Source organism: Bradyrhizobium sp. CCGB20, from assembly GCF_024199855.1.
Classification (GTDB): Bacteria; Pseudomonadota; Alphaproteobacteria; order Rhizobiales; family Xanthobacteraceae; genus Bradyrhizobium.
Map to the genome: position 1 here is coordinate 4,539,436 of NZ_JANADN010000001.1, position 19,216 is coordinate 4,558,651.

Below are 19,216 nucleotides of genomic sequence, written 5' to 3' on the forward strand. Positions count from 1 at the left end.
CCAATCCCTCTCAAACTGCGAAAACGATCTAGCACATATCAATGCACCAAGCTGATCGGCAAACGCACGGCCGATCCTGGCCAAGGTCTGCGCACGCGCGCTGGAGGAATTCGGACCGCTGCTGCGCCATGTTCTACACACCGGCGATCCTTGGCGAGGGCGATGCTATCTATCTCGACAGCACCATGGGCCACGCCTATCTCAACGCCGGCGCTGGGCGTCTATCTCTGCACCAGCGAAGCACCCGATCTCTACGACCAGCTCCGCCAGATCGCAGCGCGCGACGCAGTACCGCCGGGTCATGACGAACTGCCGCCCGCGTAGCGAGCGAGGCGCGTGTCGAAACAAAAACGCCCGGCTGTGCCGGGCGTTTTGCATTGAATGTCCGGCTTATTCGCCGCCGCCGAAGCGGCGCGACCACCAGCCGGCGCGACGCGGTGCAGCCGGCGTCTCGCTTGCAGCTTCCGGCGCGGGCTCAGGCGCCGGGGTCGGTGCGGCGACCGGTTCGGCTGCCTGCGCAACCGGCGCTGCCGGCTCGCTCTGGCTGCTCGACAGGAAGCTCACCTTTTCCCGGACCGTAGAGCGGCGACGCGCAGCCTTGTCGTCGGCGGGCTCTTCTTCCGCGGCGGCGGGAGCGGGCTCGGGCTGGGCCGGCGCCTCGATCTGCACCTCGGCACGCGGCTCGGGCTGGCTGACGGGTTCAGTGACTTGCGGCTCGGCGGTGTGTTCAGCCTGTGCGATCGAGGGCGCAGCCTCGCCGCCAAAGCCGTCGAAATCGGCAACCGCATTGGTCGCTTCCGGCGGCGCACTGGCTGCGAGCTCGTCGCCGATCGAGCCGGCGAGACCTTCCTCGTTGCCCCCGCGACGGCGGCGTCCACCGCGACGACCCCGCCGGCGGCGGCGATCGCCGCTGCCCTGCTGCTCGCCGCGGGCTGCCTGGTCCTCACCTTCCTCGCCGTCCTGCTCGGACTCGGCGTCCTCTTCACCTTCGCCGGCCGCAACGGCCGCCTCGGAAGACGTCGGAGCGCCATCCTCGCGCACCTCGCCCTCGCGCTGGCCACCGCGGCCGCGCCGGCGACGGCGGCGCTTGCGGCGCTGGCCGTCCTGCTCGGAGGCCGCTTCGCCGCCAGCCTGCTCCTCGGTCAGACCTTCGGTCTCCTCGGTCTCGACCTCGGATTCCAGCTCCGGATCAAATTCCTCGTCGTCATAGGCCTCTTCGGCCAGCGGCGGCGGGCTTGCCGCGGCCTGTGCCGCCAGCAGCGCCTTGGCGGCTTCCAGCGTATGCACCTGCTCGCCGCGGTCGATGAGATAGGCCTGCGGTCCGCTGACGCTGGGGTCGGCGATGACGGCCAGCGTGACCTTGAAGCCGTTCTCGAGGTCGCGCAGATGGCCGCGCTTGTGGTTCAGCACATAGAGCGCGACGTCGGTGCGGGTGCGGACCACGAGATTGTGGGTCGCGCCCTTCATCAGGATCTCTTCGAGGCCGCGCAGCAACTGGAGCGCAACCGAGGAGACCGAGCGGACGTGGCCGGTGCCGCCGCAATGCGGGCAGGGATCGGTCGAGGATTCCAGCACGCTGGCGCGGATGCGCTGGCGCGACATCTCGAGCAGGCCGAAATGCGAGATGCGGCCGACCTGGATGCGCGCGCGATCCTGCCTGAGGCAATCGGACAGCTTGCGCTCGACCGAACGGTTGTTGCGCTTCTCGTCCATGTCGATGAAGTCGATGACGATCAGGCCGGCGAGGTCGCGCAGGCGGAGCTGGCGGGCGACCTCTTCGGCCGCTTCCAGATTGGTCTTGAGCGCGGTGTCCTCGATATGGTGCTCGCGGGTCGATCGTCCGGAGTTGACGTCGATCGAGACCAGCGCCTCGGTCTGGTTGATCACGATGTAGCCGCCGGAGCGCAACTGCACGGTCGGCGAGAACATCGCGTCCAGCTGGCTCTCGACGCCCATGCGCGAGAACAGCGGCTGGCCGTCCCGGTACTGCCGCACCGCGCTGACATTGGCGGGCATCAGCATCTTCATGAAGTCGCGCGCTTCGCGGTAGCCGGACTCACCGGCGACCGAGATCTCGTCGATCTCCTTGTTGTAGAGGTCGCGCAGCGAGCGCTTGATCAGCGAGCCTTCCTCGTAGACCAGGGTCGGGGCCTGCGATTTCAGCGTCAGGTCGCGCACCGTCTCCCACATCCGGATCAGGTACTCGAAGTCGCGCTTGATCTCGGGCTTGGTGCGGGCCGCGCCTGCGGTGCGCAGGATGATGCCCATGCCCTCGGGCACGTCCAGATCCTGCACCACTTCCTTCAGGCGCGAACGGTCCTGGGCGCTGGTGATCTTGCGGCTGATGCCGCCGCCGCGCGCGGTGTTCGGCATCAACACGGCATAGCGGCCGGCGAGCGAGAGATAGGTCGTCAGTGCTGCGCCCTTGTTGCCGCGCTCTTCCTTGACCACCTGCACCAGCATCACCTGGCGGCGCTTGATGACTTCCTGGATCTTGTACTGGCGGCGCGGGCGGAAGGTGCGCTCCGGCACTTCCTCGAGCACGTCGTCGCCGCCGACGGATTCGACGACTTCCTCTTCGGCATCCTCGCCGTCGTCTTCGTCCTCGTCGTCGTCTTCGCCGGCTGCTTCCGTGGCCTCGGCAAGCGGCGCATCAGTGCTCTCACCGTAGACGGCGTCGGCAGGTTCAGCGGCTGCGGTCACGGCTTCGGCGAGAGCCTCGGCGTGGGCTTCGGAGGCTTGGGCTTCGGAGGCTTGGGCTTCGGAGGCTTGGGCTTCGGAAGCGTGAGCCTCGAAGGTGTGGGCCTCCTGCGGTTCGGCAGCGGTCTCGGTTGCCACCACGGGCTCGGCACCGACGGCAGCGACAGGCGCGGGCGTCTCTTCGGCATGATCATGGTCGTGACGATCGTGCTCGCCGTCATGACCGTGGTCATGATCATGCGCGTGATGGTGATCGTCATCATGGCCATGATGATGATCATCGTGCCCATGTCCTTCGTGGTCATGTCCTTCGTGGTCATGATCGTGGTGATCATGGTCGCCATGATCATGATCGTGATGCTCGGCGTCGGCGTGCAGGTGCTCGCCCTCGTGCGAAGCGCCCTCGGCGAGCGCCTGCAGGGTCTCGCCCTCGACCGGCTGGGCCGCTGGATCGGCGCCGGCCTCGAGGCCCTCGACGATGTCGCTACGGACGCGATCGCCATGGCCGCGGCGGCGGGCGTTGCGGTGGCGCGAGCGGCGACGGCCGTGGGAGCGGTTCTCGCTCTCTTCCTCGGCCTCGCGATGGGCCTGTTCCTCGGCCTCGATCAGTGCCTGCCGGTCGGCGACCGGGATCTGGTAGTAGTCGGGATGGATTTCGCTGAAGGCGAGGAAGCCGTGGCGGTTGCCGCCATATTCGACGAAGGCGGCCTGGAGCGAAGGCTCCACCCGGGTGACTTTGGCGAGGTAGATATTCCCGCGCAGTTGCTTGCGTTGCGCGGTCTCGAAATCAAACTCTTCGACGCGATTGCCGCGGACCACGACGACCCGGGTCTCCTCCGGGTGGGTGGCATCGATCAACATCTTGTTGGGCATGTCTTAACTCTTGGCGGCGGCGGGCGCGATTCACCGTGGGCGCGGTCTGCGCTGCCGGGTGACGCGACGGTCCACCTGATTCGGGGGTGAGGGGAAGGCCGAAACGCCGTCTCTCGCGCCTTGCCGAATCGGAAGCTTCAGGACCGAAGCGGCGCGCGGGATTGTCACTCCGCAGCGTCGCGAACGGTCCTTCAGAATTCGTCGGCACAGTCTGGCGCATCAAGCGTCGGCCCGTATGAAACATTGGGCGGCGGGGCCGCCCCTCAATCAGTTGCTGCTGGCCAGGCATGGCGCGAGCGCGCTCGCCTTGGGGATTACGAACCGCTCCCTTGGGATTAAGGGACCGGGTAACGGGTCGCGTCGCTGTCAAACCGTCCCGGAAACGCGGTGGTAACCGGGGACCGTCCGCCACCGGGGCTTGACCCGCTCCACCTCGCTGCCGCGCACCGCGCTGGTCTTTGAGGGGAACGGAAAAACGCTGGAATTCCCAAACCTTGAGAGTTCCGGCGCTGCACCGGGAGGCTGAATGCGACACAACCGGAAATATCGGCCGTCAGCACTCCGTACATACGTGGAATGGGCCAACCGTGCAAGGGAGCGTCGCACGGCGGTCACAGTCGGGGAGTTTCGTGCATTTTGTCATTAAGGACCAATTAACCCTGTGGTTCTATTGCGTTAAAAGGGCTGCTCGGAGGCACGGAATCGGTGGCGAGCCGCACAAATCAAAGGGTTTTGCTGGGATGCGTGGTTCTGTGCGCCGCAGCATTGGCGTGTGCTGATTCCTGGCGCCTGAGCGCGGCGGAAAGCCAGCCGCAACCCCCTGTTGCGGTAGCGAATTTTCCAATCGCCTCGGCCGCCCGGCTGGCCGGCGATGGCAAGCAGACCCGCTTCATTCTCGACATCGATCAGACCGTCACCTTCCGCGCCGTCACGCTGGCCGACCCGTACCGGGTGGTGGTCGATGTGCCCCAAGTCAATTTTCAGCTGCCCGCGGGCACCGGGATCGCAGGGCGGGGACTGGTCAAGGCCTTCCGCTATGGGCTGGTCATGCCGGGCGGCTCGCGAATCGTGTTCGACCTGACAGGCCCGGCCAAGATCGCCAATTCCTATGTGGTGGAGGCGGCCAACGGCCAGCCGGCCCGGCTCGTGCTCGAGCTGGAGGAGGTCGACCGCACCGCCTTCGTGTCGACGCTCGTCCCGGAAAAACGTCCCGAACTGCGGCCCGCGATCGCCGACGCGCCGCCCGCAACGGTTCCGGCCGCCGCAGCTCCGGATGCCCCGCAGCAGAAGGCCGACGGCCGTCCGATCGTCGTGATCGATCCCGGCCATGGCGGCATCGACAATGGCACGCAGTCGAGCGGCGAGAGCGAGAAAAACCTGGTGCTGGCCTTTGGGCTGGCGCTGCGCGACCGGCTGGACAAGGCCGGCAAATACCGCGTGGTGATGACGCGGGACGACGACACCTTCATCCCGCTCAACGACCGGGTCAAAGTCGCCCGCAACCTCAAGGCCGCCTTGTTCGTTTCGATCCATGCCGACGCGCTGCCGCGCGCCGAGGGCGATGCGCAGGGCGCGACCATCTACACGCTGTCCGACAAGGCCTCCGACGCCGAGGCGCAGCGGCTGGCTGACGCGGAAAACCGGGCGGACGCGATCGCCGGCTTCAATCTCGCGGAGGAGCCGACCGATGTCGCTGACATCCTGATCGACCTCACCCAGCGGGAAACCCGTACCTTTTCAAGCCGTTTTGCCCGCCTTTTGATGGGCGAAATGAAGTCGACCGTGCGGATGCACAAGCATCCCCTGAAGTCGGCCGGCTTCCGGGTCCTCAAGGCGCCCGACGTGCCGTCGGTGCTGGTCGAGATCGGCTATGTCTCCAACAAGGGGGACCTCGAACATCTGGTGTCCGAGGGCTGGCGGTCCAAGGCCGTGGGCTCGATGGCGCAGGCGATCGACGGGTTCCTGACCAAGCGCATGGCCACCGTCGGCCCGTCGAATTGAGAGGGATTTTCCGTCCCGCCGCAAAAGCCCTAGTTTGGCCACAGCGGGCGCTCTATAAAAATGCCGCAGGGGGTTCCGGAATCGGCGAGAATCCCGCTCGGCAAGCGTCTTGGGTCCGGCACGGATAGTATTGAGTAGGCCGGTGAATTCGCGACGTGAGGCTGGCGCCCGTTTTTGGTGCCAAGGGGCTGATACTGGGCTGATCCAGAGTTTGAACGGATAAACACATAATGCGCTTGCTGGTGCGGTTCATGGGCTTCCTGTTCGCCGCGGGAACGGTGTTGTTCCTTGTCGGTGTCGGTGCCATCGCAGGCCTGATCTGGCATTTCTCCAAGGACTTGCCCGACTACTCTCAGCTTCAGGATTACGAGCCGCCGGTGATGACCCGCGTGCACGCGGTCGACGGCTCGCTGCTCGGCGAATACGCCAAGGAGCGGCGGCTGTACCTGCCGATCCAGGCGGTGCCGAAGCTCGTGATCAACGCCTTCCTCGCCGCCGAGGACAAGAATTTCTATGAGCATGGCGGCATCGACTACACCGGCATGGCGCGCGCCGGCGTGGTCTATATCCAGAATTACGGCTCCAACCGCCGTCCGCAGGGCGCCTCCACCATCACCCAGCAGGTCGCCAAGAACTTCCTGCTGACCAACGAGGTCTCCTTCGCCCGCAAGATCAAGGAAGCCTTGCTGGCGATGCGCATCGAGAAGACCTACTCGAAGGACAAGATCCTCGAGCTGTATCTGAACGAGATCTATCTGGGCTTGGGTGCCTACGGCATCGCGGCCGCCTCGCTGGTCTATTTCGACAAGTCGGTGAACGAGCTGACCGTCGCGGAAGCGTCCTATCTCGCAGCGCTGCCGAAAATGCCGGCGACGCTGCATCCGGTGCGTAACCGCGATCGCGCCATCGAGCGCCGCAACTACGTCATCGATCGTCTGCTGGAGAACGGCTGGATCAAGCAGGCCGACGCCGACAAGGCCCGCAAGGAGCCGCTGGCCGTCACCAACCGTTCCAACGGCGCCCACACCTTCGCCGGCGAATATTTTGCCGAGGAAGTTCGCCGCGACATCTTCGAGCGCTACGGCGAGAAGAAGCTTTACGAGGGCGGTCTCTCCGTCCGCACCACGCTCGATCCGAAGATCCAGGTCATGGCGCGCAAGGCCATGGTCTCAGGCCTCGTGAACTATGACGAGCAGCAGGGCTATCGCGGCGCCATGAGCAAGCTCGACACGTCGGGCGATTGGGGCGTCAAGCTCGCCGAGATCAAGTCGCTCTCCGACATCTCGCCATGGCGCATGGCGGTGGTGCTGGAGACCAGCGACCAGTCCGCGCGCATCGGCTTCCAGCCGAGCCGCGAGCTCGGCGGCGCCGTCAGCAAGCAGCGCGAGACCGGCATCGTCACGGTCGACGGCGTGCGCTGGGCGCGCGCCGCGCAGGGCGGCACCAAAGGCAAGACGCCGACAGCGGTGTCGCAGGTGCTTCAGCCCGGCGACGTGATCTATGCCGATCCGCTCTACAAGGACGGCCAGCCCGTCGAGGGCCAGTACCGGCTGCGCCAGATCCCCGAAGTCTCCGGCGCGATGGTGGCGATGGACCCCTGGACCGGCCGCGTGCTCGCGATGGTCGGCGGCTTCTCGTTCGACCAGAGCCAGTTCAACCGCGCCACGCAGGCCTACCGGCAGCCCGGCTCGTCGTTCAAGCCGATCGTCTATTCGGCCGCGCTCGACAACGGCTATACGCCGTCGACCGTGGTGCTCGACGCGCCGATCGAGATCGACCAGGGGCAGGGCGCCGGCGTGTGGCGGCCTGAAAACTTCTCGTCCGGCAAATTCCAGGGGCCGGTGACGCTGCGCAACGCGCTGCGGCAGTCGCTCAACACGGTGACCGTGCGCCTCGCGCAGGACATCGGCATGCCCCTGATCGGCGAATATGCCCGCCGCTTCGGCGTCTATGACGAGCTGCCGAACTATCTCTCCTACGCGCTCGGCGCCGGCGAAACCACGGCGATGCGCATGGTCACGGCCTATTCGATGCTCGCCAATGGCGGTCGCCGGGTGAAACCGACCTTGATCGACCGTATCCAGGACCGCTACGGCCGCACCATCTTCAAGCACGACCAGCGCGAATGCCGCGGCTGCGACGCGCCCGGCGGCTGGAAGAACCAGGCCGAGCCGCAGCTGATCGACCGCCGCGAGCAGGTGCTCGACTCCATGACCGCCTACCAGATCACCGAGCTCATGGAAGGCGTGGTCCAGGCCGGTACCGCGACCGTGGTCAAGGAGGTCGGCAAGCCGATCGCCGGCAAGACCGGTACGACCAACGAGGCCAAGGACGCCTGGTTCGTCGGCTTCTCGCCCGACGTCGCCGTCGCCATCTATATGGGCTACGACAAGCCGCGCGCGCTCGGTAAGGGCAACGCCGCGACCGGCGGCCATCTGGCCGCTCCCATCGCGCGCGATTTCCTCAAGCTCGCGCTCGCCGACAAGCCCGCGGTTCCGTTCAAGGTCCCGGCCGGCATCAAGCTCGTGCGCGTCGTCGCCAAGACCGGCATGCGCGCCGGCCCCGGCGAGACCGGCGGAACCATCCTCGAAGCCTTCAAGCCGGGCACGGCGCCGCCGGACAATTACTCGGTCATCGGCGTTGCCGACGCCGACGGCCGCATGCCGGCCTCGCAACAGCAGCAACCGGATTCCGGCTTCTTCATGCGGCCGGGCACCGGCGGGCTGTACTAAGGCTTAGGACAAGGCAAACGATCGCGGTTCCGGCGGTTGCGCTTTGCAGCCGCCGCCGCTACATCCCCACTTCAGTTGTTTGCGGGACCAATTCCGCGAGACCAGAGAACGACATGCGCGCCGAAATCGAACGGTTGGTAGAAGAGATCAAGCAGTCAGTCGGGCTGCTGAGGAGGCATCTTTGACGTCGAGAAATCGACGGCGCGCCTCGCTGAGCTGAACAAGCTCGCAGAAGATCCCAACCTCTGGAACGATCCCCAGAAAGCCCAGAAGCTGATGCAGGAGCGCACCTCGCTCGAGGATTCGCTGTCCGGCATCGGCAAGGTCGAGCAGCAGCTCGAAGACGACATCGGCATGATCGAGCTCGGCGAGGCCGAGGGCGATGCCGGCGTCGTCGCTGAAGCCGAAGCTGCGCTGAAAAACCTCAAGAAGGAGGTGGCGCGGCGCGAGCTCGAGGCACTGCTGTCGGGCGAGGCCGATCGTTTCGATTCCTATCTCGAAGTCCATGCCGGCGCCGGCGGCACCGAGAGCCAGGACTGGGCGCAGATGCTCTTGCGCATGTACACGCGCTGGGCCGAAACGCACGGCTTCAAGGTCGAATATCTCGAAGAGTCCGAGGGCGAAGAGGCCGGCATCAAGTCGGCGACGATCCAGGTCTCCGGCCACAATGCCTATGGCTGGCTGAAGACGGAAGCCGGCGTGCACCGCCTGGTGCGCATCTCGCCGTTCGATTCCAACGCGCGCCGCCACACCTCGTTCTCGAGCGTGCAGGTGTTCCCCGTCATCGACGACAGCATCAAGATCGACATCAAGGAATCCGACGTTCGCGTCGATACGATGCGCTCAGGCGGCGCCGGCGGCCAGCACGTCAACAAGACCGAATCCGCGGTGCGCCTGACGCACATCCCGACCGGCGTTGCCGTGGTCTGCCAGGCCGGCCGCTCCCAGCACAAGAACCGCGCGCAGGCGTGGGACATGCTGCGCGCACGTCTTTATGAAATCGAGCTGAAGAAGCGCGAGGAGAAGGCTGCCGCAGACCAGGCCGCCAAGACCGACATCGGCTGGGGCCACCAGATCCGCTCCTACGTGCTCCAACCCTACCAGATGGTCAAGGACCTGCGCACGGGCGTGCAGACCTCCGACACGTCAGGCGTGCTCGGCGGCGATCTCGACGACTTCATGGCCGCGACGCTGGCGCAGCGCGCCTTCGGCACCACCGGCGCCGATATCGAGGACGTGGACTGATCATGCCCCGTGTCGCCTTCATCGGATTGGGGCGGATGGGTCACGGCATGGCCGGCCGCTATCTCGATGCCGGCTTCACGGTGACGCTGTGGAATCGAAGCAAGGCGAAGGCCGAAGACCTCATCGCGCGCGGCGCGCATTGGGCGACTTCGCCAGAGGATGCCGCGATCGACGCCGACGCTGTCGTGACCATGGTTGCCGATGACGAGGCTTCGCGCGCGGTCTGGCTCGGTCCCAAGGGCGCGGCCAAGACAGCGAAGGCCGGCACCATCGCGATCGAATGCTCCACCGTCTCCTATGACCATGCGCGCGAGATGGGCCGCGAGCTCAATGCGCGCGGGCTCATCTACATCGATTGCCCCGTGACGGGATTGCCGGATGCGGCTGCAGCCGGAAAGCTGACGCTGCTCGCCGGCGCCGACGCGGCCGATCTCGAACGGGCGCGTCCTTATCTCACGCCGATCGGCTCGACCATCCGTCATTTCGGCGCGGTCGGCTCCGGTACCGTCTACAAGCTCATCAACAATCTGATGGGCGCGATCCAGATCGCCGGGCTCGCCGAGGGCCTCGCCATCGCCGAGCAGGCCGGGCTCGACATGAACCTGGTGCTGGAATCGATCCAGGCGGGCGTCGCCGCAAGCCCGCAGGTGCAGCGTCACTCCAAACGCATGGTCGCCCGCGATTTCAGCGGCGCGACGTTCACGGCAGCGCTGCGGCACAAGGATGCCGCCTACGCCGTGAAGCTGGCCGAGAGCCTGCTCGCCGACAAGCCGCTGGTCTCGCGTGCCGCGGTCGAGTCCTACGCCCAGGCCAAGGCCGCGATGCCTGATGACGATGAAGGCAAGATGATCGAGCTGGTGTCGCGGCCGAAGAAGCCGTCCTAGCCGGGCGCATCACATGGGGCAGCCTCGTTCGGAACGCGGTCTCGGCATTGCCCTCGTCACCGCCGCCGCGGTCGCCTGGAGCACCGCGCCGTTCTTCACCCGGCTCCTTCCATTCGATCCCTGGACCATCCTGTTCTGGCGCGGCCTGTTCGGCGGCAGCCTGATCTCGGTGCTGCTCGTCCTGATGCAGGGGCCGGGCGCGCTGCGGCAACTGGTCGTGCCGGGGCGCGGCGGCTTGCTGGTGGCGTCGTTGTCGGCGGTGGGCATGATCTCGTTCATCCCCGCGCTCCAGATGACCAATGTGATGAACGTCGCGGTGCTGATCGCGACCCAGCCGTTCGTCGCGGCGGCATTGGCGTGGCTGTGGCTCGGCGAGGCCGCAACATGGCGCACGTTGATCGCGAGCCTGGTTGCTTTCGCTGGCGTGGTCATCACCGTCGGCGGCATCAGAGCCGGCGCCGATATCAGCGGTGTGGCCCTGAGCTGCCTCATGGTGATCGCCATCTCTGCCATGACGGTCGTCGTTCGGCGTCATCGCGAGACGTCGATGGTGGCGGCGGCGGCGCTGTCGAACTTCATTGGTAGCCTCGTCAGCTTCCCATTCGCGCATGATATCGCCCATGTCGGCGGCCAGAGTCTTGCGATCCTCGCCATGTTCGGCTGCCTCCAGGTTGCGCTCGGCCTGACCTTCTACATGCTCGGCTCGCGCCTGCTTCCGTCAGGGCAGGCCTCGCTGATCGCGACACTGGAAACGCCGCTGATGGCGTTCTGGATCTGGGTCGCCTTTCGCGAGGTGCCGGCCGTGCATGCGCTCGCTGGCGGCGTGCTGGTGATTGGGGCGGTGGTTGCCGATATCGTCGGCGAGGCACGAAAGCGCGAGGGAAGCTAGCCGTGATCAAGCCCAGGCTCGGAAAGGCGCACTCGATAGAGATGGCACAGCGATACATTGGCCTCGGGTGGACCCTCAAGCATGAGATCTACGAGGAGGGCTATGAAGAGCCGTGCGAATATGTGTTCGAATGGAATGGGCCTGGCGAACCTGTCTATCCAATTGCACCTCTGAAGCCATCGAACTGACTCCCTTTCTCGGAAATCGGGTGGCTGCATTTGCGGCGTCGTACTAGGCGGCAGGTCCGGCTCTCGAGGTAAGAAATCATGCTCCCGAACGACAACCGGATTGATGCGCGAGGCTGGTGGCTGCTCGGCGGGCTCTCTATCCTTTGGGGCGGCTCGTTCTTCTTCAATGGTGCGGCGTTGCGGGAGTTGCCGCCGCTGACGCTTGTGCTGCTTCGGGTCGCGCTCGGTGCCGCGATGCTGCTGCCGTTGCTGCGCCTGCAGGGCATCACCTTTCCCAAGGGCATGGCGGGCTGGACACCGTTCGTCGCGATCGGATTGCTCAACAACGTCATCCCGTTCTCGCTGATCGTGATCGGCCAGACCTTCATTCCGAGCGGACTGGCGTCGATCTTGAACGCGACCACGCCGCTCTTCACGGTGCTCGTGATGGCGGCCGCACGCGAACAGGCCTTGCAGACGCAGCGCGTTGCTGGCGTGGCGCTGGGCCTTGCCGGTGTGATCATCCTGCGGGGATGGGGGATCGAGACGAGGGACGGGCAGGGGTTCGGCATCCTGCTCTGCCTGGGCGGCGCCTTCAGCTATGGTCTCGCGGCGCTGGCGGCGCGTCGGTTGCTGAAGGATTCTCCGCCGCTGGGCACGGCGACTTTTCAGCTGATGGCCTCGACGGTGATGATGGCGGTTGTCGCCGGTACCGTGGAGCAGCCCTGGCATCTTCCAATGCCGGGCCTTACGACATGGCTCGCGGTGCTCGGCCTTGCCGGCCTGTCGACGGCGCTCGCCTATATCGTCTTCTTCCAGATCATCCGCCGCTCGGGCGCGACCAATGTGATGCTGGTGACGCTGCTCAATCCGGTCACCGCCATTCTGCTGGGATGGCTGGTGCTGGGCGAGCCGATCTCCGCGCGCGAGATCGCAGGCGCGGTCGTCATCGGCAGTGCGCTGCTGGTGATCGACGGACGCATTTTGAATCTGTTGCGGCGCAAAGCCTAGGTTCCGCTTTCGCCGTTTCACGCTACGGAAAATCGTCGCGCTTGCCAGCCGCGAGTCTCCTTGCGACACTCTCCACAAAACAAGACTACAAAACACAGGGGAGAGAACGATGCCGGGTCGTCGCGAAAGCCTTGCTGCCCTCGCCATTCTTACTGCCGGCGTGCTCGTCACGACACCGGCTTTGGCGCAGAAGAAATACGATCCCGGCGCCACCGATACCGAAGTCAAGATCGGCAACATCATGCCCTACAGCGGGCCGGCGTCGTCCTATGGCGTGATCGGCAAGACCGAGGCCGCCTATTTCAAGATGATCAACGAGCAGGGCGGGATCAACGGCCGCAAGATCAATTTCATCAGCTATGACGATGCCTATTCGCCGCCGAAGGCGATCGAGCAGGCGCGCAAGCTCGTCGAGAGCGACGAGGTGCTGCTGCTGTTCCAGCCGCTCGGTACGCCCTCGAATTCCGCGATCATGAAATACATGAACGCCAAGAAGGTGCCGCAGCTGTTCGTCGCTTCCGGCGGCACCAAGTTCGGCGACCCCAAGAATTTCCCGTGGACCATGGGCTTCCAGCCGAACTACCAGAGCGAGGGGCGCATCTACGCAAAATACATCCGCGACAAGTTTCCAAACAGCAAGATTGCGGTGCTCTGGCAGAACGACGACGCCGGCAAGGACCAGTTCAAGGGCCTGAAGGACGGGCTCGGCGACAAGGCGAACATGATCATCGCCGACAAATCCTACGAGGTCAGCGATCCCTCGATCGACTCGCAGATCGTGGCGCTGCACGATTCAGGCGCCGACATCTTCTTCTCCTGGGCCGCGCCGAAGGGCTCGGCGCAGGCGATCCGTAAAGTGGGAGAGCTTGGCTGGAAGCCGAAATTCTTCCTTGCAAACACAGCAACGTCGATCGCGTCGGTGTTGAAGCCCGCCGGCCTCGACTATGCCAAGGACATCATCTCGACCGCGTATCTGAAGGACCCGACCGATCCGACCTGGGACAAGGATCCGGCTGTGATCAAATGGCGCGAGTTCATGGACAAATATTACCCCGACGGCGACAAGGCCAACGCCAACAATCTCTATGGCTATGTGCAAGCCGAGGCGATGGCGCAGGTTCTGAAGCAGTGCGGCGACAACCTCACGCGCGAGAATGCGATGAAGCAGGCCACCAGCCTGAAGGATTTCCACACCGACCTCATGCTGCCCGGCATCATGGTCAACACCTCGCCGGACGACTACTTCCCGATCGAGCAGATGCAGCTGATGCGCTTCAACGGCCAGGCCTGGGAGCTGTTCGGCGACGTCATCACCGGTGAGGTCGGCCACGAGCGCAGCCAGTAGTCAGGGCCGGCTGCCGGCCGTGTCTCCTCTTTTGGCCTTCAGCGCCATGCCGCCGGCGACGCCGACGGCCAGCACATACATCCAGCCCTCGTGGAAATCGAACAAATGCGAGTTCAGCAGCGAGCTCGCGATGTTCTGGACGACGGCGGCAAGGCCAATCCACGCCGCGAGACCCTCGCCCAGGAACAGGCGGAGATGGGCGATCCACATCGCGTAGAGCAGGATGACGCCCAACAGGCCCCACTGCATGGCGACATTGAGGGTCTGGTTGTGCGGATTGCTGACGATCTCTGCGTCGAGGCTGCTCCCGCGGGTGGCGGCGCGCTCGAACTGGCGCTTGATCGATCCGGTGCCGTGGCCGATCAGAGGTGCCTCGGTGAAGGCGTGAAGCGCCTTGCGCCAATAGGTCAGCCGCTGCGCCGTCGAGGCGCGACTGATGTTCTCGTGGCCATGACGGTACTCGACGGCGACGTCGGTGATGCGCTGGCGCAGATAGGGCGATGCCGTCCAGGCCAATGCGCTCGCGGCGATCGTGCCCGCGAGCAGGACCAGCGCCGCGCGCCCGCTCAAATGCCTCCAGGCGAAGAGGGCGAGCAGCACCGCGATGCAGAGCAGCGCCGTGCGGGCGGAGGCAACGAACACCATGTTGGTGGCGAAGAGCAGGATCAGTGCCGCGCAGACCGCTGTCGCGGCCACGCGTCCGCCGCGCCAGAAAGTCAGCGCGGGCAGGGCAAGCGCAAAGGCGCAGAGCGTGAATTCCTGGCTCTGGTCGATGTAGTTCTTGACGGGAACGCCGACGGACGCCGTCGCGGTGATCTTCCAGGCGGGATCGAGCAGAACGATCCAGGAGTAGACCGCCAGCAGCGCGCAGGAGGCGAGAAAGGCGAGGAAGACGCGTAAGCCGTGCTCGGATCGGCTGAAATGATAGAGCAGCGCCGGGATCAGCACGAGCTTGGCGACCGGCTTGATCGCATGCAGCCGGTCCGCCCACGCGCCGTCCGACCACAGCACGCCGACCAGCGTGAGTAGCAGGAAGACGAAGGGCAGGGCGAAGGCAGGCCGTGCGAGTTGGCGCGAATAGTCGCGCCAGTCGATGGTCGGGGTCACCACGAGCAGCCAGAGCCCGACCAGGATCGAAGGCGCCGTGGTCGACCAGGGCAGCGACGCCGCGATCAGGGCGGCCAGCACATCGGCGGCCCGGATCAGCGCGGGCGATTTGCCCATGGCTTGCCAACGGGCGCGCAAGGCTTGTGGTCCGGCCGGACCGGGCCATACCGCGGGTTCAGCGCTCATGCGCAGCGATGCCTATTGCGCGGCGGCGAGGCGTTCCCGGGGCCTCTCACGCCCAAGGAAGTCGCGCGCCTGGGTCTCGTAGCCGAAGCGTTCGGCGAGCTCATGCCGTCGCGCGCGGATCCTGCCGCGCCACTCCTCCTGCCGCGTCAGCACGCGGGTAACGGAGGCTGCGATCGCGTCGGTCGAGAACGGGTCGAAATAGTCGGCGAGCTCGCCCGCGACCTCACGAAACACCGTGATGTCAGAGCACAGCACCGGCGTGTTCGCAGCCAGCGCCTCGATGATCGGCACGCCAAAACCTTCCGCAAGGCTCGGCATGATCAGCCCGTGCGCCTCGGCGATCAGGGCCGCCTTCTCGTGCTCGTCGACATAGCCGGCGAAGCGGACGTTTGACGGCAGATTACGCATCCGGCTGATCTCGCCGGCATAGCCGATCACGACGAGATCAGCCTGGGGCACGCCGCGGAAGGCGCGGATGACGGTGGCGACGTTCTTGCGCGGCTCGTTCGAGACGATGACGACAAAGCTCGGCCGCCCCGGACGCCCCGACGGGGCTGGGAGGTGCAGGACATCCGGGGCGTCGAACCGGGTGCGGGGATACACGACCCGCGCCGGCAGGTGCGCAAATTGCGGCAACAGTTCCCTGAACCGCATCATGCTGTAGTTTGAAACGAAGGCGAGCTCGTCGGCCTGCTGCAGGCTGGTGCGAATTCGCGCCAGGAACTGCCGCGTCGCGATGTCGCTGAGCTTGAGGTCGGTGAGCGGCAACAGGTCGTGGACCACGCAGATCACCTTTGCGTCGGGCCTGCGCTTGATCGCCACCCGCGTTGGGGTGTCCACGACGATGACGTCGTAGTCGCGCGCGTCGATCCGCGGCGGCGGCAGCAGGAAGAACGCCGAGGAGTCCTGATAGTTGAAGAATCCGGGCTCGAGCTGAAAGTCGCCGAACAGTTCGAGATGGCTCAGATCCGGCGGAATGTATTCGAGCGCTTCCGTCCGGTTCTCGATCATCCGCGCGTGCAAGCCACGCAGGCCGATGGCGCGCAGGAGGCACAGGATGTTGTCACGCGACAGCAACATGCCGGCTCTGTGGCGGAGCCAGTCGAATTTGCGGCGCGTGCCGCTGAGCGTTACCGGCCCGCTCATGTTGACTTCGTCGAGGAAGCGATAAAGAGCAAGCAGCTCGATATTGCGCGACTGTGCCGCAAACAGCTTTGTGCGTCGCTCGCGCCGGCACAGCTTGCGGTAGCGCTTCGAGGTCTCGACGAGCAGCGTGAGTTCATGGCCCTCCGCGGCGAGCGAACGGACCAATTCCCGGGTAAAGTGGAAGATGCCGCGCTTGTGATTGGGTTGTCCGAGCGACTCGGAGACGAACAGGATGTTCTGTTTCATGCGCGTTTCTCGCGGAGCTCGAAGGCGTGCGTGACCGGCGGCTCGACCGCGATGGTCGAGGCGATGCGGCCGTGATCGAGGTTGATGATGCTGGAGCAGGTGCGCCGCAGCAGCGGCTGGTCGTGCGAGGCGATGATCACGATCGCCGCCTGCGAGACCAGATGTTGCAGCCGCCGCTCGGCCTTCTCCGCAAAATGATCGTCGACGACGCTGAGCCACTCGTCGAGCAGCAGGATGTCGGCCGGGAAGGCGGTGGCGGTCGCGAACAGCACGCGCATCAGCATGCCCGAGGAGAACATCCGCAAGGGCAGCCGCTGCATGCGAGCTTCGAGCTCGGTGAAGGCCCAGATCTCGTCGATCACGCTGCGGGTCGGCTTGCGGCCGCTGATCCGCAGCAGCAGTGCGATGTTGTCCTCGGCGACGAAGTCCAGATTGACCCCGGCGTTCAGGCCGAGCAGGGGCACGACGTTGCCCCTGATCGCGACGTGGCCGCTGCTCGGCGGATAGACGCCGGCGATCAGGCGCAGCAGCGTTGATTTGCCGGAGCCGTTGGGTCCGGCAAGCCCGATACGGGCTCCGGCTTCGGCCTCGATCGAGACATTGTCGACGGCGCGGATGATCCGCATCTCGCCCGGCTCGCGGATGAGATGGCCGAGCAGCCGGCGCTTCAGCGAGAAGTCGTAGGCGCCGTAGAGCGGATAGTCGAGACAGACGTTGCGCAGGCTGATCGAGACCATGGGTCAAATCCAGAATGCGGCTTTGCGCAGGTGGACCAGCGTCAGCACGCTCGCAAAGATCAGCAGCGCCAGCGTGATGAGGACGTAGACGATGCTGGTGGGATCGATATGGCCGCCGGCGAGCGGCTCGCGCCACACCGCGAACAGATGGGTCAGCGGGTTGAGCCGCATCACCGTCGAGCGCTGATTGATCATCTCGGCGGACCAGATCACGGGCGAGGCGAGGAAGGCGAGCATCAGCGTGGATTCGATGATCGGCTTGAGGTCGCGATAGCGCGTTGCCGTCGCGCCGAGGACGAGACTCAAGGCGAAGGTGCAGGCGATGAAGAGCAGGAGGCCGGGCAGCGCCTCGAGCGCGTGAGAGAGGTCGTGCGGCGACAGGATCAGCCACAGCACCAGTGGCACGCAGGCGTTATGCAGCGCGAACAGCGCCTGGCGGAAGGTGCATTGCAGGAGGAAGATCACCGGCGGCAGCGCCCGGTCGCGGATCAGGCTTGCGGAATTCTGGAGCGCCGTGGTCGCATCGAGCACGACGCTGTTGAGGAAAGTCCAGGCCGTCATCGACAGCGCCAGCATCGGCAGGCGCGACAGCATGTCGGCGTTCGAGACGTGGCCGATCACGGAGCCCAGCACCGCGACCACGATCGCCATCTGGAGCGACATCCAGAACGGGCCGAGCAGCGAGCGGACGTAACGGTGCCGCATGTCGGACCATGCCAGGGCCGCCGCGATCCGGACGCTGTCCAGCCAGCCGGTCGCCTGCAGCGGTTCAGCGGCGGTTGCGGGTTCCTTGCTCGACGCGGTGCAGGACGCGGTGACGGCGTCGCGATAGACGGTTTCCATGCCTTCCTTGAAGGCCGTGGCGGAATAGCGCGTGAGGGCGCGCGTCCGGGCCGACAGGCCCATGCGGCGGCGGCGCTCGGGATCGCGGATCAGGGTGTCGATGGCCTCGCCCAGCTTTTCGGCATCGCCGGGCGGCACCGTGATCGCCTCCATGCCGTGACGGGCGATGCGCGGCACCGCCGTATCGAGCGCCGTGTTCACGACGGGGCGGCCGGCGGCCATGGCCTCGAGCTGGACCAGGCCGAAGGTCTCGGCATTGGTCACCGAAGGCATCACGAAGACGTCGGACAGGCACATCAGCTTGATGCGCTCGCTGTCGTTCACCGAACCGAGCAGGCGGACGCGGTCACCGAGGCCGAGCTCGCGGATCAACTGCTCGAGCCGCGGCCGCTCGGTACCTTCGCCGATGATCCAGACCTCGAAATCGTATGCGGCCGCCGCGCGGATCAGCACGTCGAAGCCCTTGTAGGGCACGAGCCGGCCGCAGGCGAGCACGAGCCGGCCGCGATCGTTGACGTGGTGCGGCTCGATCTTCGGCCAGTCGTAGCCCGAAGTATCGATGCCGAACGGTACGACGTGGCACTTGTGTTCGAATTCCCGCAGCAACGGCGTGTTCTCGACCAGCACGTGGTCCGAGACGATGATTGCCGTCGCCCGGCGCAGCGTTCGCCGCATCAAGGGCTCGATGAACCAGCGCAGGCCGGCATGGCTGACGATGTCGGCATGCCAGTGCACCACCAGCGGCCGTTTGGCGCCAAACCCGAAGGCGAAAACGAGGTCGGCGAGCGGGAAGGGGGCGTGGAGCGCGAGCAGATCGTGCTCGGCCATCTTGCGCCACAGCCGCCAGGGATAGGTGGGGGCGGCGGGAAGCGACAAGAGATTGCCGAACGAGCGGACGCGCTCGACCGGCACGTCATCGACGATGATCTCGCGCTCGGCCGATTGCGAGCAGGTCAGCACGGCGGAGGCGAACGTGTCCTTCAGGCTGGCGCAGATGTCGCGGATCACCGTGAGCGTGCCGCCGAACAGGTCGGGATAGTAGATCTTGAAGATGTGCAGCACCGACGGACGGCGCGGGGTTTCGCTGATGTGATGCATGATGGC

12 protein-coding genes and 1 pseudogene are annotated in these 19,216 nt (G+C 65.6%); 8 read left to right on the top strand and 5 right to left on the bottom strand.

Annotated elements, in window-relative coordinates:
• Positions 1 to 33: 33 nt before the first annotated feature.
• Positions 34 to 324, top strand: a pseudogene (locus NLM15_RS20970) (transcriptional regulator); the annotation flags it as partial.
• A gap of 66 nt (positions 325 to 390) precedes the next feature.
• On the opposite strand, the gene NLM15_RS20975 reads toward NLM15_RS20970, so the two are convergent.
• A complete protein-coding gene (locus tag NLM15_RS20975) occupies positions 391 to 3,573 on the bottom strand; it encodes a ribonuclease E/G (protein ID WP_254119005.1) in 3,183 nt (1,060 codons plus the stop codon).
• 705 nt (positions 3,574 to 4,278) lie between these two features.
• Between NLM15_RS20975 and NLM15_RS20980 the strand changes: the two genes are divergently transcribed.
• The 7 genes from NLM15_RS20980 (at position 4,279) to NLM15_RS21010 (ending at position 13,847) form a co-directional block, all read left to right on the top strand.
• The gene (locus tag NLM15_RS20980; protein ID WP_254119007.1) at positions 4,279 to 5,574 is read left to right on the top strand and encodes an N-acetylmuramoyl-L-alanine amidase; all 1,296 of its coding nucleotides are present in this window, start codon (positions 4,279 to 4,281) and stop codon (positions 5,572 to 5,574) included.
• A 230-nt stretch (positions 5,575 to 5,804) separates the two neighbouring features.
• Positions 5,805 to 8,306 (top strand): penicillin-binding protein 1A, encoded by a 2,502-nt coding sequence (locus NLM15_RS20985; protein WP_254119009.1) that lies wholly within the window; start codon positions 5,805 to 5,807, stop codon positions 8,304 to 8,306.
• A gap of 113 nt (positions 8,307 to 8,419) precedes the next feature.
• Positions 8,420 to 9,551, top strand: a protein-coding gene (prfB, locus tag NLM15_RS20990; RefSeq protein WP_254119011.1) for a peptide chain release factor 2 whose coding sequence is annotated in 2 segments (ribosomal slippage) — positions 8,420 to 8,488 and positions 8,490 to 9,551 — 1,131 coding nt in all. Because the reading frame shifts where the segments join, the coding sequence is not laid out codon by codon here.
• 2 nt (positions 9,552 to 9,553) lie between these two features.
• Positions 9,554 to 10,435: an NAD(P)-dependent oxidoreductase gene (locus tag NLM15_RS20995; protein ID WP_254119013.1), complete on the top strand. Its 882-nt coding sequence runs from the start codon at positions 9,554 to 9,556 to the stop codon at positions 10,433 to 10,435.
• Positions 10,436 to 10,448: 13 nt separating this feature from the next.
• A complete protein-coding gene (locus NLM15_RS21000; protein WP_254119015.1) occupies positions 10,449 to 11,324 on the top strand; it encodes a DMT family transporter in 876 nt (291 codons plus the stop codon).
• 266 nt (positions 11,325 to 11,590) lie between these two features.
• Positions 11,591 to 12,502 carry a DMT family transporter gene (locus tag NLM15_RS21005; RefSeq protein WP_254119017.1) on the top strand — a complete coding sequence of 304 codons (912 nt, stop codon included), beginning with the start codon at positions 11,591 to 11,593 and terminating at the stop codon, positions 12,500 to 12,502.
• A gap of 109 nt (positions 12,503 to 12,611) precedes the next feature.
• Positions 12,612 to 13,847: an ABC transporter substrate-binding protein gene (locus tag NLM15_RS21010; RefSeq protein WP_254119019.1), complete on the top strand. Its 1,236-nt coding sequence runs from the start codon at positions 12,612 to 12,614 to the stop codon at positions 13,845 to 13,847.
• Here NLM15_RS21010 and NLM15_RS21015 read toward each other — a convergent pair whose 3' ends face one another.
• Genes NLM15_RS21015 through NLM15_RS21030 form a run of 4 tightly spaced genes read right to left on the bottom strand, consistent with a single transcriptional unit; the run spans position 13,848 to position 19,210 of the window.
• Positions 13,848 to 15,140, bottom strand: a complete 1,293-nt coding sequence (locus NLM15_RS21015; protein ID WP_254119021.1) for an O-antigen ligase — start codon at positions 15,138 to 15,140, stop codon at positions 13,848 to 13,850. It abuts the gene before it with no gap.
• A 12-nt stretch (positions 15,141 to 15,152) separates the two neighbouring features.
• Entirely contained in the window at positions 15,153 to 16,532 is a 1,380-nt protein-coding gene (locus NLM15_RS21020) for a glycosyltransferase family 1 protein (protein ID WP_254119023.1), read from the bottom strand.
• The gene (locus tag NLM15_RS21025; RefSeq protein WP_254119025.1) at positions 16,529 to 17,269 is read right to left on the bottom strand and encodes an ABC transporter ATP-binding protein; all 741 of its coding nucleotides are present in this window, start codon (positions 17,267 to 17,269) and stop codon (positions 16,529 to 16,531) included. Before NLM15_RS21025 ends, NLM15_RS21020 begins: the two co-directional genes overlap by 4 nt.
• Positions 17,270 to 17,272: 3 nt before the next feature.
• Positions 17,273 to 19,210 carry a glycosyltransferase gene (locus NLM15_RS21030; protein ID WP_254119027.1) on the bottom strand — a complete coding sequence of 646 codons (1,938 nt, stop codon included), beginning with the start codon at positions 19,208 to 19,210 and terminating at the stop codon, positions 17,273 to 17,275.
• Positions 19,211 to 19,216 lie beyond the last annotated feature (6 nt).

Bases quoted from the DNA above. Each gene is read 5' to 3' on its own strand.
- NLM15_RS20975 (WP_254119005.1), bottom strand. From the start codon at position 3,573: ATGCCCAACAAGATGTTGATCGATGCCACCCACCCGGAGGAGACCCGG.
- NLM15_RS20985 (WP_254119009.1), top strand. From the start codon at position 5,805: ATGCGCTTGCTGGTGCGGTTCATGGGCTTCCTGTTCGCCGCGGGAACG.
- NLM15_RS20995 (WP_254119013.1), top strand. From the start codon at position 9,554: ATGCCCCGTGTCGCCTTCATCGGATTGGGGCGGATGGGTCACGGCATG.
- NLM15_RS21000 (WP_254119015.1), top strand. From the start codon at position 10,449: ATGGGGCAGCCTCGTTCGGAACGCGGTCTCGGCATTGCCCTCGTCACC.
- NLM15_RS21005 (WP_254119017.1), top strand. From the start codon at position 11,591: ATGCTCCCGAACGACAACCGGATTGATGCGCGAGGCTGGTGGCTGCTC.
- NLM15_RS21010 (WP_254119019.1), top strand. From the start codon at position 12,612: ATGCCGGGTCGTCGCGAAAGCCTTGCTGCCCTCGCCATTCTTACTGCC.
- NLM15_RS21015 (WP_254119021.1), bottom strand. From the start codon at position 15,140: ATGAGCGCTGAACCCGCGGTATGGCCCGGTCCGGCCGGACCACAAGCC.
- NLM15_RS21020 (WP_254119023.1), bottom strand. From the start codon at position 16,532: ATGAAACAGAACATCCTGTTCGTCTCCGAGTCGCTCGGACAACCCAAT.
- NLM15_RS21025 (WP_254119025.1), bottom strand. From the start codon at position 17,269: ATGGTCTCGATCAGCCTGCGCAACGTCTGTCTCGACTATCCGCTCTAC.
- NLM15_RS21030 (WP_254119027.1), bottom strand. From the start codon at position 19,210: ATGCATCACATCAGCGAAACCCCGCGCCGTCCGTCGGTGCTGCACATC.